We start from the raw sequence: 12816 nt of genomic DNA, 5'->3' as shown, positions 1-12816 counted from the left end.
ATCTAAAATCGGAATTCTGAAGTCCGATATGCGCCGTTTCTTCTGCTTTTCAAAGGTGTATTTTGGTATGAAGCATCAACGCACAAACCTTAGGATCGCAGACATGAAAGCTATTGGATATACGCAGACCGGCCCCGTGGATGGCAGCGGCGCACTGCAAATGGTTGATCTGGATCGCCCGCAGGTCGGACCGCGCGATCTTTTGGTTGCCGTCAAAGGCATCTCGGTCAACCCGGTAGATGTGAAACTGCGCGCCAATCGCGCGCCAGAGGGCGGGCCGGGCATCCTTGGCTTTGACGCGGCCGGCGTGGTTGTGGAAACCGGCGCAGAGGTGACAGGCTACACCGTTGGCGACGCGGTATTTTACGCTGGCGACGTGACCCGCGCCGGCACCAACGCAGAATTTCACGCGGTTGATGAACGCATCGCCGGGCGCAAGCCTGCGTCGCTGGATTTCACCGAAGCTGCGGGCATGCCGCTGACGACGATCACGGCATGGGAAATGCTGTTTGACAGCTTTCGCCTGACCGAAGGCGGCGGCGCAGGGCAAAGCCTGCTGGTCATTGGCGGCGCTGGCGGTGTCGGCTCTATCCTGATCCAGCTGGCCAAACGGCTGACCAAGTTGACCGTCATCGCGACCGCCTCTCGGCCCGAGACGCAAGATTGGGTGCGCAAGATGGGCGCCGATCATGTGGTCGACCACCGCGGTGACCTTGTTGCGCAAGTGCGCGACCTTGGCCTTGCGCCGACCTATGTGGCTGCGCTGACGGCGACCGACCAGCACTGGGCCGCCATCGTGGACCTGATTGCGCCGCGCGGCCATGTCGCGCTGATCGACGATCCTGACAACCTGAACATCGGACCGGCCAAGTTCAAAGCGCTGAGCATTTCGTGGGAGTTCATGTTCACACGGTCGATGTTCGGCACCGCCGACATCGCGGTGCAGCGCGATCTGCTGAACCGTGTCGCCGACATGCTGGACGACGGCACATTGGCATCCACAGTGACCGAACGCGCCGATGTGTTGACGGTCGAAACCCTGACCGCAGCACACAAACGTCAGGAAACGGGCCGTGTGATCGGCAAGCAGGTCCTGCCCGGCCTGTCCAACGAAGCATAAAGGAGAAACACCAATGACGGCCTATTCAATTCTTGAAGTCACGCCCTTGAAGGACGATTGGATCCCCGACTATCTGCCAGCCACCAACAAGGTGATTGCACGCCACGGCGGCAAATATCTGGCGCGCACGTCGAGCCACGAACAGCTTGAAGGGCCTCAGCGCGGCGCCGCCCTGCGTGTCCTGATCGAATGGCCTTCCGCGGACGCGGCCAAAGCGTTCATGCAAGACCCAGAGTATGCACCGCATCTGGACGCGCGGCAGGCGGGGTCAGACAGCTTTCACTGGCTGATCAAGGGGCAAGACGATTTAGCCTAAGCCATGCGGGCTGTCCCCTAAGGGGCGGCCCGCAGCCCATCCATCTGGGGGCGGCATTCGGTGACATCCGCGACACCACGGTGCCGTCAATGTGCGCTTGAACCGCGCGCGTACCGACACACCTTTTTCCCGGCTTGCACGCGACGTGCTGCCCGCATCCAGCTAAGGCCTCATCATGAAAAAGATCATTCTTATCACCGGTGCGACAGACGGTATTGGTCGCGCGGCGGCCGAGGCGCTTGCAAAGCAAGGCCATGACTTGATCATTCATGGCCGAAGCACGGGCAAACTCGCCACCACGGCAGAGGCCCTGCGCAAGACGGGGGCCGACATCACGACCGCATTGGCCGACCTTTCGGACCTGTCGCAAGTGGCAGCGATGGCGGAGCAGATTGCAGCATCGCATCCCCGGATTGATGTGCTGATCAACAACGCTGGCGTCTTCAAAACAGACCACACCATCACCGACGACGGGTTAGACGTCCGTTTTGTCGTCAACACCTTGGCCCCTGCCCTTTTGACCTTGAAACTGCTGCCCACGGTTCCATTGGGCGGCCGCATCATCCACCTATCCTCTGCCGCGCAGGCCCCGGTGGACCTGCAGGCATTAGCTGGCGCACGCCCGATGCAAGACATGGACGCCTATGCGCAAAGCAAGCTTGCCATCACACTCTGGAGCCAGCACTTCGCAGCGCAGCATCCGGCGGGGCCCGCCTCTATCGCGGTCAACCCGGGCTCTCTTTTAGCGACAAAGATGGTGCGCGAAGGGTTTGGCACGTCAGGGAACGATCTGAACATCGGCGTCGACATCCTGACCCGCGCCGCCCTTTCTGACGCATTCGCAGATGCCACAGGCCGCTACTTTGACAACGATGCACGCCGCTTCGGTCCCCGCTATCCTGAAGCGCTTTGCGCAACTGTTGCCGGTGCCGTGGATAAGATGTTGAAGCCTTTTTTAGCGCTTCGCTGAACCCCGTGAGATGTATGTAGTAAAGTCCGGTTCGAGCCCAATGTGCCTGATGCGACACTGCACGATAAGTCTGCACAAAATCCGATACAGACGTGGCTGGCAAACACTCATCGCCGACAGAAAAGACAACGGACCCTAACAAGACACGGCCCTGAAAAAGCCATTGGGTATCAGTTTTTTTTGCACACAAGAACGGGCGATAACGGGGGCCTGCGGCATCCCATTTGCCAAGGTTGCCACAAAATTACCTTAATTCGCGCCCGATTTGCCTCAAAAGATACCTAAACTAGAGCAATAAATCTCCTCAAGACCAACGTTCTAAGGGTATAAGCAATGGCAGATTACACCTTCAATGTTTACCTCGAGAGCCCTTACGCCAGCGGTTTCGATTCCGCGCCGGGCGTTTTCACTTACTCCCCCCTCACCGGAAGCACCGGTACCGCAGTCATTACCGATAATGAAACAGGCGTGGACGGATTGACGCTGGATGACAATGTCGGTGGCAGCCAAGAAACGGCGACGGCAACGATAACGGTCGACGGAACCGTGACATACCAAGACATCTCGGTGAATGCGGACGCAGGTTGGACCATTTATGACCCGATCGATGACGTCACTTTCGAGGTCATTCTGCTTAACGGCAAACAGGGCAAACAAAGCTTTACCTACACGTTGTCAGAATACCCTTTGGTCGAAGGGCGCGCATACGAGATTATAAACTTCGACAATCAGCCCGACGCGCAGGTCGCGGGCGAGCCCGTATTTACCTATGCTGACTATGTCTGTTTCACGCGCGGTTGCATGCTTGAAACCCCGAACGGCATGCGATCGGTTGAGGAACTTGCAGTTGGCGATTTGGTTGAAACGCTCGATCATGGGCCGCAGCCCATTCGGTGGATCGGATCGAAAAGGCTAATTGCCCGCGGAAAGAATGCGCCAATACAAATCCCAAAGGGTGTGTTTGGGTGCCATAAAACCTTCGAACTATCACCCCAACATAGAGTCCTGCTGCGCGATACTTTGAACGAATTGCACTTTGGCAATTCCGAATGCCTTACCGCGGCAAAACATCTTGTGGGCGATGCACCGATCACCCAAAGCGCGGGGGGATATGTCGAATACTTCCATATCCTTTTTGACCGTCATGAAATCCTGAATTGTAACGGTGTCGATGTCGAAAGCTTCCATCCGGCCAAGCAGGGTGAACTTTTGTTGTCAGATGATGACCGCGCTAAAATCGTGGATATATTCCCAAGTCTGGCTGATGGTTTCGAAAATTACGGATCAACAGCGCGGCCCGTCCTCAGAGGGTACGAGACGCAGGTCATACGCAGCGCACTCGCGCAGCAGATGGAAGCGGCTTAACTGAACTACCAGCGGCGTCGATGACGTGTTGTAAAGAGCGGGTTAAGACCGCGCGCGTCATATCCACATTATCCGCCGGTTCCATTTCTGGAAGACCGGAAATCCATTTAAGAAAACGGCGATTTCAGTGAGTGCGAAGTCTATCAGGCCGATACCGCCGCCCGGCGTCGCGATGGGATTAATTGCGCCGCCGTGGCATAGGCTCTCTGCCTACGACCTGGTGCAGCCGATCTCTCGCGACCGCTCAGAGAGAGGAACAGCAGACATAAGGTCACGGCAAATCCGTTCTGTATCGGCAACGGGAAATACCAAACGGTTGTAGGCGAGGTCGCCACAATTGTTCGGGGCAATCCCAAGCCTGACAAGCTTTTTTTGCGGTGCCTCTTAGGGTGCAACGTTGTCGCGATAAAGAGAGAATAGGCTGAGTGTACGCGCCTTTTTTGCCCAAGCACCATGTCACCTAGGTCAACGGCTGCTGTCTGCAGGATATGTTCGCACAACAGAAAACGGATCGGACCAGGATCGATATCGCCACCCGTTGAACGCACCCACTCGTAGAAATCTGGAATTCAGAGCCAGATCGATTCATCCCAAATCCGATCCACGAAATGCTGGGACTAGACACCTAGCCGATGTGATCAAACGGCGTCTCAGCGCGCATATCACGCGTATTAAACCAAGCTTGATAGTATTGCATGATCGCGGCCTCTAATTGGCGTAAGATTTTATAATCTGTATCAAGCGGTTCCCAGCGGACATAGACAGATCGCAAACCCTAAACGGCGGGTTCCATTCCAGCCAGGCCATCCAGTCAGATTTTCCGTTTATCCGATCATCCTTAAACGGACATTCTTCAATTAGAACGCCGACCGGTTGAGGTTGCAGCCGTTTTGTACATCGATCAAGCCGCTTGGCGGAACTGTGCCATGGTTCGGGCAACAGACGAGAGATTTGCGCATTATTTATGGCTTAAAGACACCGGTCAAATGATAGAGCCGTCTGTGGGCTGTAGCAGCATTGCCCGCACACCAGACCTTGCCGAGCGTACAACAAACAATCTTTTTAAGTTCTTTAGGGACGCGGCAAATGCGACTGCCTGCCTTGGTAACCTCACCCTGTGCGATATACTTTGTACAACAGCCTAAGGAGCCGCTGCTTATGATTGAATTTATGCACCAAGTTCAACTGGCAATGCCGGTGAATGGGGAAGATAGAGCGCGAGCATGCTATGTTGACGTCTTGGGTTTCGAGGAAGTCGAAAAACCTGCCATTTTGAAAGACCGCGGCGGCGTTTGGTTCACCCGTGCTGCCATCGATCTGCATTTGGGCGTCGAGGAACCATTCATTCCAGCAAAAAAGGCCCACCCTGCTTTCGGCGCCCCGTCACTCGATGAAGCTATTCAGCATCTTCAAAATCGGAAAGTGGCATATCGACGTGATATCGATTTGCCGACCATTCGCCGGATCTACATTGATGATCCGTTCGGAAACCGGATTGAGCTGCTCGAACGATTGCGATGATCGCCTATATCAGCACCTCACATGTCTTCATCGCTCTTCCGAAAAACTTCGTTTTTGAGGTAGGGTCAACGTAGTATTTGAAGTCAAGATCAGTCAGTATCCGAACAGATGATCAGACGATCGCAAAGAAGATGGACCAAGAGATTGACGCAGAAGCTTTTTCTCGCTGCCACCGTGCTCATTTTATCGAGCCCTGCGTTCGCAGATGTCGTCGTTAGCTTCGACGAAGGCGCACCAAGAGATCGATTCACATTTCACAATACTGGGGCGTGCACGCTTACTGCCGCAACGTTGGAACTGGACCTGTCTGGATCAGCTTCGGGTCTGATCTTTGATGTGACCAGCACTGGCGCAGGCGTTGAAGTATTTCAGCCGCTTGAGCTTGTCGCGGGAAAGGCGACGTTGACTATGCTTCCGACTGTTAAGGACGGCGACAACAAACTTGTCTTAAATATTGGTGCACTTGGTCCTGACGAACGGATCGCGTTTACAATCGACGTGGATGACACTGCTGGTGGGCGCGAAATCACAGTATCTGGCTCTGAGATTGAGGGTGCCACAGTCGCGTTGACGGTTGAAAACACGTCAACGCGCGCCTCGTTTTCGTCAAACTCCGAAGCCTCTCTTATCACCCCGGTATGTTCATAGGATTTTACCAATCCTCACGCTAGAACTGGCAGATTAGACGCGGCTTTCGGCAACCATTTTTTTTGTTTCGGACCTCCGCATCTCACCGCAAAGCCGGCATTCCTGCTGGGCCCTCATTTAGGATATTGCCTGTCAGATCATCTAAAGCTGTGGAACGCGCGAAAGATTTCCTTGCGCGAACTGACCGGAATTGCGCCGATAATTAGGACGGCAGATAGCAGCGCAGCAAGTGCGAAAGCCCATGCAATAGCCCAGACGGGACCTGCTGCCATCGCCTCCACTGCCGTGGCAAAGATAAAGGCCACAAGACTAGAGATCGACGCAATGATGGTGGAGCTTAGGCCAGCAAGATCACCGAGCGGGCGCATCGCCAACGCATTGAGGTTGCCGAACAGGAGGCCGAGGGCGAAGAAACCCAGCCAACCCAGACCGAGCAAGACCGCCAATGGTGGGTGCCCCTGAGTCAGTGCTGCCGCTCCCAGAAGCGCGGCCCCTGACACGCCCAGCAATACAACACCTGCAAGTATCGGAGCCTCCATGCCGGTGCGACCAACGCACCTCACGTTCAGAAGGAGCGCGGCACCGGTTCCCGTCGCGAGAATGGCAAAAAATGCGGGCATCGCAGTCGAGAGATCGTAGATCGCGCCGAACAACTCTGCCGCCACAGCAAAATAGGTAAGCTGCGCACCAAAGATAAAGCCCGTGGCTATGATGACGGGCGTCACGTCGGGGCGACACAGCACCGTCCGGGTGTTTCGTGCCAAGCGCCGAAATTGCAGAGGTATCCGCTTTTCGACGGGCAGCGTCTCGGGGTGACGGGTCCATAGCCAGCCACCGAGCCCGGCCGCCAGCACCAGATAAGCCCAGAATACGCCGCGCCAGCCAAATGTTGCCGCAATGACAGCACCGACAGCTGGCGCAATCATCGGAACGAGGATCAACAAAGTGAAAATGACCGACATGACCTGCGCCATATCAGTTCCCGCATAGCGGTCGCGGATCATCGCGCGTGTGCCGATCTTTGGTCCCGCAACGCCTGCGCCCTGAAGGAAGCGTCCGAATACCACAGCGGCAAAGCTATCCGCCGTGGCAGCGAGAATTGTGCCGACGACAAAGACGATAAGACCCGCGATGACGGCAGGGCGCCGTCCCGCAGCGTCGCTAAATGGGCCAATCAGCAGCTCACCTGCGGCCATTCCCAACACGAAAACGGTGATGATCTGTGCGCCGGAAAACGGAGGCGCAATTGCAAGGTCAGCCTCAATCATGGGCATCACAGGCAGCACGCCATCGATGGCCAGGGCGGTCAACGCCGTCAGCGCAACGTAGAGGCAAAAGCGTTCAGTGCGTTTCAATGGCCATGTCCAAGCTTTTCCTCATAGGCTAAATGTTTGCGGTCGAAGCGGAGCAGCCATTGGTGCGGACCACAGCATCGGTCAGAAGGGGCTTTTTTATGCCGTTCGCCGCGCCGCAGCATCTCATGATATGATGTTATGTCAACGTCGGGTTGTGACTGTGGAAGGGTATGGTGGATCGGAGGATCCCTTATGCAAACACCAAACTTACCAGCCATTTGTGCGGTTCCACGAACGCCTCCATACATCAACGCGCCAGGATGCAAGGATCCTACGTACTGTTCAGAATTCGTAAGGTCAGACTACCGCTGCACTAACAAAGCGACGGCAGCCAGCCGTCGTTGAAAAGTCAGCTTTAAAAGGCTTTACCACCTGAATTTGCGATCAATTGTGGAACCCGCCAAATACTATCGCCTATGGCGCACCGATAGCGACTCCTGTAGTGTGTCGAAAGAAGGTTCAGCAATGCGGGTTCAGGAACGCATTTTCGTCGGCCTGCGCTGCTGGCTTGCCGGCTAATATTTCTGCATAATTGAATCTGGCAATTCCGCGTTGTGGGCGCGGCTCTGACAAATGCACTAAGCCATATCCCGTCTGGGTCAGGATCGCTGTCACCGCACGGTAATGCGCTGTCTCAGATGCTTCGCCAAAATGGCCAAAGACTGCGGTTACTGCCTTCGTGCCGGATCGTCAGACTGTTCGACAAGCAAATGAGGCTTTAGCCCAGTTTCAAATAGCTAAGTCCAACGGCGCATCGAAAAGATCGTTTTCGATCCAGTAATTGATTGGGTGTCAGTCAGTTGGGTCGAGCGTCTTCTTGCTAAATTGTTCTTCGCAATCCAGCGCTCTTGCGAAAATTGACTCATTGAAAATCGAAAAGGTGGACGGAATGCTTTCAATACATGCGATGCCTGATGCGTTCACTAAGAGTGAATGTGAGCTGATTATTTCGATGATTTCCCAATCGCCAACCAATGAAGCCCTCCTCGTCGGCAGCAATAAAGATCACAATCTTCGCAAATCTGAGTTGGTCTGGACAGATGACGTGGTTGGTATGGAGTGGGTGATGGACCGCTTGATCGAGCTGGTTCGCAAATCAAACAGGGATCATTTTGAATTCGATCTGCGCGAGTTTGCCGAAAGCCCGCAGGTGGCGATCTACAAGTCCTCAGATAGCGGCCACTTCGTATGGCACTCCGATATTGGTAGCGGTCCTGCCTCTGGAAAACGAAAGCTCACTCTGGTGCTGCAATTAAGCGGTGCCGATACCTATGAAGGCGGTGACTTGGAGGTCATGCCGGGCGCACAAATTCTCACAGCTGGTCGCGCTCAGGGGTGTGTTAGCATTTTTCCCAGTTTCACGCTTCATCAGGTGACGCCGGTTAAAAGTGGTATACGGCATTCGATGACTGTTTGGGCGCACGGTCCTGCATTCCGCTGAAACGGCCCTTAGCTGACATTGCTGATGTTGCGGTAGCGCTACCTTACGTCGAATAGGTCATGAACCAGTCGCAGAATTGGATGCAATGCTGTTCGTCCGGCGCAAAGGGGCCGGGGCGATAATGCATAGACTATGCACCGGCCGTCATCGACATGCACAGGCCGAGGCAGAGTGCTGGGTGCTATTTACGCGCCGACACTTCGAACAGCCGTCCGGGCGCGTCGGCTGCCAAGGGTGCCCCGGCCGCCTGCGCCATATGCCAGGCCAGAACCTGATTGCTGCTGAGCACTGGAATGCCGAGTTCCGATTCCAATGGGGCGATGATGTCGAGCGTGCGCAGATTGGTGCAGGACAGAAAGATCGCTTCTGCCCCGATCGACGCGGCACGGGCCGCAGCCATGATCGAAGCCGGCGCAATCCGGGCTACCTTCGCCTCCTCCTCCTCGCCAAACGTCACGGTATCGACCACCGTAAACCCTGCGGTGCCGAAAGCGTCGCGCACGGGGCCGGCGACGGTCGCGACGTAGGGCGTCACCAGACCTATCCGCAGAACGCCAAGCGCTTTTAAAGCGGCCAAAGCCGCCGTCAGGGGATCAGTAACAACGGGCGCTACAACGCCCTGGCGAACCATGTCTGCCACCGCTGCGGCACCGATCAGGGTCGTGCCGGATGTGCAGCCGTAGCCCACGACATCGAACAAAGCAGCCCGCGGAAAAAGCTGCGCCGCACGCGGTAGGTCAGCCTTCATTGCGGCGATCGTATCGGTCGTTAAGGCGTCGCCGGACGGAATACGGCTGATGTGGATCGCAATGTCGCGGTCGGGAAAAAGGCGGCGAAAGTCCTGCTCTAGCGTTTCGTCGGCCTGAAGCACGATCAGCCCGAAAGTGGCCTTGCTGCCAATGGGACCTGTCAGATCAAATTTAATCTGCTTCATGGCAAGATCACTGGCAATGCGGCAGGCGCACGGCGTGAAAGCAATTCGGGTCCATGCGCCCGCAACACGATATTCTCCTCGTGCACCATGATCAGTCCTGGGGCGATGTTCACGCTGGGTTCAAGTGTCAGCACCATCCCCTCGCGTAGCTCTGTTGTGTCCAGCGGGGTCAGCGACGGCCATTCGGTTAAGGTCACCCCAAGACCGTGGCCCAACCTGCCGCCGCTTGCCACTGCACCCGCCCGTGTCAGGGCCTCTGCCATGATCCGGTGCGCATCCCGGGCCAGCATACCGGGGCGCAGCGCCGTCAGTGTCACATCGGTCGCGGTATACAGCGCGTCATGCGCGCGGCGCACCGCATCGCTGGGCGGGCCGATCGCAAAGTTGCGGTCGAAATCGCAAAAATAACCGTCTCGTACGGCACCCGTATCCAGCATCAGCACGTCGCCTAACTGCAAGGGCCGGTTGTCGGCGGGCGAGATAACATCCCCATATCCACCCTGCCCCGCAGCCCCTGCGACATAGCTGACCCAGTCGGCCCCTGCCTGCAGCAGGGCCACCTGAAAGTCGCGGAATACGTCGATCAAAGGCGTGCCAAGTTGTGCGAAATCCCGAACGCGATCAAAGGCGGCATTGGCCACGTCACAGGTCGCGCGAATCTTGTCGATTTCAGCCTCGGACTTGATCTCTCTGACCCGGCAGACGGCGGCGGTTCCGTCGATAAATTGCCGCGGTGCGACAAGGTCCTGCACGCGCAGGTAATCCGCGAGCGGCATGCGCAGATGCGTTTCCAACCCCATTGGCAGGCCGATCCTGCCCGCGGCAGGGACGGATGTGATCAACGCCTCGGCCAGAAGGCTGACACCGTCATCAACCGGGTCAGGGGCTCGCCAGGTCCTGATGTCCGTGATCCAGCAGCGCCCCATCAGCGCGGCACCAATCGTCGGGATGATCGCAATCGGATCGCCCGCCGCAGGCACCACGATGAACCATGGCCGCGCGGGGCTTTCCCAGAACCGTGTCAAAAACCCTGTGGTGTAGAAAATATCCGCGGGTGACGTCAAAAGCAGGACATCCATCCCGCCGATTGCCATTTCGGCCTGAAGCGCCTTGATCCGGCGGCGATATTCATCCGCCGGAAAGATCATCGAACCGTCAGGCATTTTCCGGCCCTTCGCTAAGGATGCAAAGCACGTGGCTTTCGGCATTGATCCCGTCCAGCCCCGCCAAGAGTGCCGCTACACCGGCAGCACCTGATGGTGTCGATGGTAATCCGGCGGCGGCGACGGCTTCGGCTCCTGTCGCCGCCTCTTCCTCCGTCAAGGTGACAAAGCCATCGGCGTCGCGTGCCAGATCCGCCAACGCCAGCATGGACGGCGTTTTGCAATCCAGCCGTCCCATCGCAGAGACAGGACCGGATGTCACAACGACCCGCCCCGCACGGATGCTGTCAATCAGCGCCGGGGCCGCTTCGGGTTCGACCACGATCATCTGGGGGCCGTCACCCCATGCAAGGCGCAGTTCCGCCGCAACCGCCGCGGCAAGGCCGCCGACGCCAGCCTGCAGCAGGACATGGGTCGGCCGGTCGGTCATCTGGCCCACGATTTCCGTCGCGATCTGTCGGTAGCCTTCCATCACCCGAAACGGCAGGTCGACATATCCCGGCCAGGACCCGTCCGACAGCAGCGTCCAACCCTGCGCCTTGGCCGAATGACCCGCCGCAACCATGCTCGCCTCGTAATCTGCGCCCGCACGTACGACCTGCGCACCCATCCCCCGCAACCGCGCGGCAAAGCTTTCGGGTACGGTGTCCGCCAAATAGATGACTGCCGCAGCACCAAAAATGCGCGCGCCAGCAGCCACTGACAGGCCGTGATTGCCAGCGCTGGCAGTCACATAGGTGCGTCCGGTCAAGGCTGTTGGTAATGCACCGCCAGCGGCAGCAGCTTCACGCGCGATGGCATAGGCGGCCCCCAGCGCTTTGAAACTGCCAAGACCCATGCGACCGCGTTCGTCCTTGATCGTCACGCGCGCGGCACCCGCCATTTCAGCAAGAGCGGGGACGTCGCGCAGCGGGGTCTGTTCATGCTTCGGGCACTGCGCCAGAAGGGAGGCGACCGCACGCGCACGCGCGCCAGGCGTTGGCTGAAGATCGGGTAGACCGCGACCCCGATATGGATTTACAAATACCTGTGTCACGCATCCCCCTCGTCGTTAATGCTGCTTCGCTCGCATGTATGAGGGCACAGAGTGGGCAGCTTTAATAGCGGTAACGGGACATTTCTTCAGATCATCGCCATCCATAGATCCGCAACGAGGTGTCCGCGCCTTGCCGCAAAGCTTTCGAACGAAAGGCGGCGTGATAAAGACCAAGCCCACCTTGTTGCGCGAATTGCGGTGCGGCACCTCGGACTTCGCTTCGACGATAGTGCGCTGTCAGCGCTGCCATTAAAATTCCAAACACTGACGACCGAGCTTGATCTAGCTAATGCTGAAATAGCGCCGGACTGGTCGTGAAGCGCCCGCAATCGGCCCCCGTGCGGCCTGCGACCTGAACGCGGCACTGTCATTGCGCTACCCACTAGACGCGTGGCGCAGGCAAGCTAAGGTTGTAGGAGGAGCTGTTTTGGGAGGAACTGCAGATGTTAAGAATTTACGCGCTTGCCGTAATCACGGGTTTTTACGGATCTGTCGCCTCGGCTGAAAGTCACGCCGCAACGGAAGCTGAACAAACCGAAGCGCCCGCGGTCATAGCCGAAGATGTGGACTTGGATGCTGCGAAGTCGATATTCACGCGGAGCTGCCGTGGGTGTCATGGCAACAAAGCGCAGGGCGTCGCGAGCTATCCGAAGCTATCCGACAAGACACCGGAATACATTGTTGAAAAGCTAGAAACCTATCGCGCAGGAGAGCGGATCGGACCCAACTCGGTCTTGATGATCCAGAACGCAAAAGGCCTCTCGGACCTAGAGATCGCGAGCCTTGCAGTCTACGTCACAACCGCTTTTGAATGAACTCCGCAGCCCTCGGGGCTAATTCACTGAACCGCGGGTTTACTTGATTCACGTTCAGACCCTGCTAGGGTTGTGTAACGGCCAGGTGTGTCAGCGGACAACCAGTGCGACGTCATACCTCTGCTTCATTGA

General features: G+C 57.1%; 12 protein-coding genes. 8 read left to right on the top strand and 4 right to left on the bottom strand.

Annotation, left to right across the window (positions count from 1 at the left end):
- Positions 1-103 precede the first annotated feature (103 nt).
- The 6 genes from KBW81_RS06365 (at position 104) to KBW81_RS06340 (ending at position 5940) form a co-directional block, all read left to right on the top strand.
- A complete protein-coding gene (locus KBW81_RS06365) occupies positions 104-1120 on the top strand; it encodes a zinc-binding alcohol dehydrogenase family protein (RefSeq protein ID WP_254248722.1) in 1017 nt (338 codons plus the stop codon).
- A gap of 13 nt (positions 1121-1133) precedes the next feature.
- Positions 1134-1436 (top strand): DUF1330 domain-containing protein, encoded by a 303-nt coding sequence (locus KBW81_RS06360; protein ID WP_254248721.1) that lies wholly within the window; start codon positions 1134-1136, stop codon positions 1434-1436.
- A 175-nt stretch (positions 1437-1611) separates the two neighbouring features.
- A complete protein-coding gene (locus KBW81_RS06355) occupies positions 1612-2406 on the top strand; it encodes an SDR family NAD(P)-dependent oxidoreductase (RefSeq protein WP_254248720.1) in 795 nt (264 codons plus the stop codon).
- A 333-nt stretch (positions 2407-2739) separates the two neighbouring features.
- Positions 2740-3771: a Hint domain-containing protein gene (locus KBW81_RS06350; RefSeq protein ID WP_254248719.1), complete on the top strand. Its 1032-nt coding sequence runs from the start codon at positions 2740-2742 to the stop codon at positions 3769-3771.
- 1158 nt (positions 3772-4929) lie between these two features.
- Complete coding sequence (locus tag KBW81_RS06345) at positions 4930-5292, top strand: VOC family protein (RefSeq protein WP_254248718.1); 363 nt, start codon at positions 4930-4932, stop codon at positions 5290-5292.
- A 144-nt stretch (positions 5293-5436) separates the two neighbouring features.
- On the top strand, positions 5437-5940 hold the full coding sequence (locus KBW81_RS06340; protein WP_254248717.1) for an aggregation factor core: 504 nt from the start codon (positions 5437-5439) through the stop codon (positions 5938-5940).
- A gap of 137 nt (positions 5941-6077) precedes the next feature.
- On the opposite strand, the gene KBW81_RS06335 is transcribed toward KBW81_RS06340, so the two are convergent.
- Positions 6078-7295 carry an MFS transporter gene (locus KBW81_RS06335; RefSeq protein ID WP_254248716.1) on the bottom strand — a complete coding sequence of 406 codons (1218 nt, stop codon included), beginning with the start codon at positions 7293-7295 and terminating at the stop codon, positions 6078-6080.
- A gap of 889 nt (positions 7296-8184) precedes the next feature.
- Here KBW81_RS06335 and KBW81_RS06330 point away from each other — a divergent pair.
- Positions 8185-8736 (top strand): 2OG-Fe(II) oxygenase, encoded by a 552-nt coding sequence (locus KBW81_RS06330; protein WP_090183852.1) that lies wholly within the window; start codon positions 8185-8187, stop codon positions 8734-8736.
- A 181-nt stretch (positions 8737-8917) separates the two neighbouring features.
- Here the strand turns inward: KBW81_RS06330 and KBW81_RS06325 are convergent, their stop codons facing one another.
- The 3 genes from KBW81_RS06325 to KBW81_RS06315 are packed head-to-tail and all read right to left on the bottom strand — an operon-like array spanning position 8918 to position 11698.
- Positions 8918-9670, bottom strand: a complete 753-nt coding sequence (locus KBW81_RS06325; RefSeq protein WP_254248715.1) for a maleate cis-trans isomerase family protein — start codon at positions 9668-9670, stop codon at positions 8918-8920.
- Positions 9667-10833 carry a M24 family metallopeptidase gene (locus KBW81_RS06320; RefSeq protein WP_254248714.1) on the bottom strand — a complete coding sequence of 389 codons (1167 nt, stop codon included), beginning with the start codon at positions 10831-10833 and terminating at the stop codon, positions 9667-9669. The genes KBW81_RS06325 and KBW81_RS06320 overlap by 4 nt, the downstream gene beginning before the upstream one ends.
- Positions 10826-11698 (bottom strand): pyridoxal-phosphate dependent enzyme, encoded by an 873-nt coding sequence (locus KBW81_RS06315; RefSeq protein WP_411914379.1) that lies wholly within the window; start codon positions 11696-11698, stop codon positions 10826-10828. The genes KBW81_RS06320 and KBW81_RS06315 overlap by 8 nt, the downstream gene beginning before the upstream one ends.
- 614 nt (positions 11699-12312) lie before the next feature.
- On the opposite strand from KBW81_RS06315, the gene KBW81_RS06310 reads away from it, so the two are divergent.
- Positions 12313-12684: a c-type cytochrome gene (locus KBW81_RS06310; RefSeq protein WP_254248712.1), complete on the top strand. Its 372-nt coding sequence runs from the start codon at positions 12313-12315 to the stop codon at positions 12682-12684.
- Positions 12685-12816 lie beyond the last annotated feature (132 nt).

Origin of the sequence: Loktanella salsilacus (genome assembly GCF_024206795.1) — a bacterium.
Taxonomy (GTDB): domain Bacteria; phylum Pseudomonadota; class Alphaproteobacteria; order Rhodobacterales; family Rhodobacteraceae; genus Loktanella; species Loktanella salsilacus.
Note: the sequence above shows the minus strand (reverse complement) of the source record. Positions and strands in the feature narration are given on the sequence as shown.

Coding starts and splice junctions, on each gene's coding strand:
- KBW81_RS06365 (WP_254248722.1), top strand. CDS start 104: ATGAAAGCTATTGGATATACGCAGACCGGCCCCGTGGATGGCAGCGGC.
- KBW81_RS06310 (WP_254248712.1), top strand. CDS start 12,313: ATGTTAAGAATTTACGCGCTTGCCGTAATCACGGGTTTTTACGGATCT.
- KBW81_RS06325 (WP_254248715.1), bottom strand. CDS start 9,670: ATGAAGCAGATTAAATTTGATCTGACAGGTCCCATTGGCAGCAAGGCC.
- KBW81_RS06320 (WP_254248714.1), bottom strand. CDS start 10,833: ATGCCTGACGGTTCGATGATCTTTCCGGCGGATGAATATCGCCGCCGG.
- KBW81_RS06345 (WP_254248718.1), top strand. CDS start 4,930: ATGATTGAATTTATGCACCAAGTTCAACTGGCAATGCCGGTGAATGGG.
- KBW81_RS06330 (WP_090183852.1), top strand. CDS start 8,185: ATGCTTTCAATACATGCGATGCCTGATGCGTTCACTAAGAGTGAATGT.
- KBW81_RS06355 (WP_254248720.1), top strand. CDS start 1,612: ATGAAAAAGATCATTCTTATCACCGGTGCGACAGACGGTATTGGTCGC.
- KBW81_RS06350 (WP_254248719.1), top strand. CDS start 2,740: ATGGCAGATTACACCTTCAATGTTTACCTCGAGAGCCCTTACGCCAGC.
- KBW81_RS06360 (WP_254248721.1), top strand. CDS start 1,134: ATGACGGCCTATTCAATTCTTGAAGTCACGCCCTTGAAGGACGATTGG.